We start from the raw sequence: 2112 nt of genomic DNA, 5'->3' as shown, positions 1-2112 counted from the left end.
CCCGCGTTCGGGCACACCCGCAACCCGTGGTCGCCCGAGCACACCCCCGGCGGCTCTTCGGGCGGCAGCGCGGCGGCCGTGGCGGCCGGCCTGGTCGCCGCCGCGATCGGTTCCGACGGGGCCGGCAGCGTCCGCATCCCGGCGGCGTGGACCCACCTGGTCGGGATCAAGCCGCAGCGCGGCCGCATCTCGACCTCGCCGCTGCCGGAGGCGTTCAACGGCATCACCGTCAACGGCGTGCTCGCCCGCACCGTCGCCGACGCGGCGCTGCTCCTCGACGCGGCGTCGGGCAACGCCCCCGGCGACCTGCACACCCCGGCACCGGTGCGGGTGTCCGACTACGTCTCCCGCGCGCCGGGTCCGCTGCGCATCGCGAAGTCCACGAAGTTCCCGTTCACCGGGTTCCGCGCAACCTTGCACCCCGAGATCCGCGCCGCCGTGGACACCGTGGCCGACCAGCTGACCCAGCTCGGCCACACGATCGTCGAGGCCGATCCCGACTACAACCTGCGGATGTCGTGGAACTTCCTGGCCCGCTCGACATCTGGGATCCCCGAGTGGATGGACCGGTTGGGCTACGGGGTGCGGTGGGACGAGCGCACGCGGTCCAACGCCCGGATGGGCCGGCTGCTGTCGCAGAACGTGCTGCGCAAGGCCCGCGCACGGGAGGCGCAGAGCCAGCAGCGCATCGGTTGGGTGTTCAACCTCGCCGACGTCGTGCTGGCCCCGACCACCGCGCAGCCGCCGCCGAAGGTGCATGCGTTCGACAAACTCGGCGGGCTGGCCACCGATCGCACCATGATCAAGGCGTGCCCGGTGACGTGGCCGTGGAACCTGCTGGGCTGGCCGTCGATCAACATCCCGGCCGGGTTCACCTCCGACGGTCTGCCGATCGGGGTGCAGCTGATGGGCCCTGCCGACAGCGAGCCGCTGCTGGTGTCGTTGGCCGCCGCGCTGGAGGCCATCAACGGATGGGCCGCGCACCAGCCCGGGGACTGGTGGACGCCCCGGGCCCCGGTAGAGCCGGCACCGCAGCCGGCGGCTCGGGAACCGGTCAGCGATCAGGTCGCGTAATCTGCGGGCTGTGATCAGCCATGTCGCGCGTGCCCTGCCTGCCGTCATCGTGTTGGGCGCGGCGGTGGCCGGTACGCCCGCCGCGCAGGCGGACAACCGGCGGCTCAACGAGAGCGTCGTGGTCAACGTCTACACGATCCAGCAGAACAACGACTGCGACACCGATATCAAGATCAACCCGCAGTTGCAGCTGGCCGCGCAGTGGCACACCAACGACGTCCTGCGTAACCGGGCGCTGAACGGCGACATCGGCTCTGACGGGTCCACGGTGCAGGACCGCGCGAACCGGGCAGGCTTCGTGGGCACCGTCGCCGAGACGGTCGCGATCAACCCGGCGCTGGCGATCAGCGGCATCGAGATCCTCAACCAGTGGTACCACCGGCCCGACTACATGGCGATCATGAGCAACTGCGCCAACACCCAGATCGGCGTGTGGTCGGAGAACAGCCTGGACCGCACCGTGGTGGTCGCGGTGTACGGCCAGCCCGGCTAGCCCATTCGCGTAGTCGGCTACTTACCCCTGCCGGTCGCGGCGGTCTTAGCGTCGAGAGTACGAACGCCGCACGGACCAGGGGGCCACGATGGCTGGATTGGCGGTTCCGTCACCGCATTTCATCGGCAGAGTGGGCGCCCTCGCGGTGGCACTCGGCGTGGGCGCCGGTTTCACCCTGGGCTTCCCCGGCCTGGCCGCGGCCGACGACCCGGATCAGTCGTCCACGTCGACCGAACCGCCTTCTGCACAAACGGATTCCCCGACCGACACCGGCGCTGCGGAACCGGACGAGACCGCAGCCGAGCCCGAGCCCGAGCCTGAACCCGAACCGGAACCGGAGGAGGTCGAGGAGGTCGACGCCGAGGAGACGGCCGAACCCGTCGACGGCACCGACCCGGACCCCGCGCCCACCGAGACACCGGAGAGTTCGGAACCGGTCGAGACGCCGGTCGAGACGCCCGTGGAGACGCCGTCGGCGACGCCGACGCCGGCCACCCACGAGGCAACGCCTGCTCCCGCCCGGACCCGCCAGCCCGACGAGCCCG

General features: G+C 71.3%; 2 protein-coding genes and 1 pseudogene. All 3 read left to right on the top strand.

Features of this window, described 5'->3' with window-relative positions; genetic code table 11:
• A partial coding sequence (locus MVA01S_RS29635; protein WP_060941831.1) for an amidase occupies positions 1-1074 on the top strand: 1074 nt, incomplete at its 5' end.
• Between the two features lie 10 nt (positions 1075-1084).
• Complete coding sequence (locus MVA01S_RS29630) at positions 1085-1567, top strand: CAP domain-containing protein (protein ID WP_003928546.1); 483 nt, start codon at positions 1085-1087, stop codon at positions 1565-1567.
• Between the two features lie 88 nt (positions 1568-1655).
• Positions 1656-2112, top strand: a pseudogene (locus MVA01S_RS29625) (hypothetical protein); the annotation flags it as partial.

It is taken from the genome of Mycolicibacterium vaccae NBRC 14118 = CIP 105934 (genome assembly GCF_001552715.1).
GTDB classification, from domain to species: Bacteria; Actinomycetota; Actinomycetes; order Mycobacteriales; family Mycobacteriaceae; genus Mycobacterium; species Mycobacterium vaccae.
This window is presented reverse-complemented; position numbering and strand designations above follow the sequence as displayed.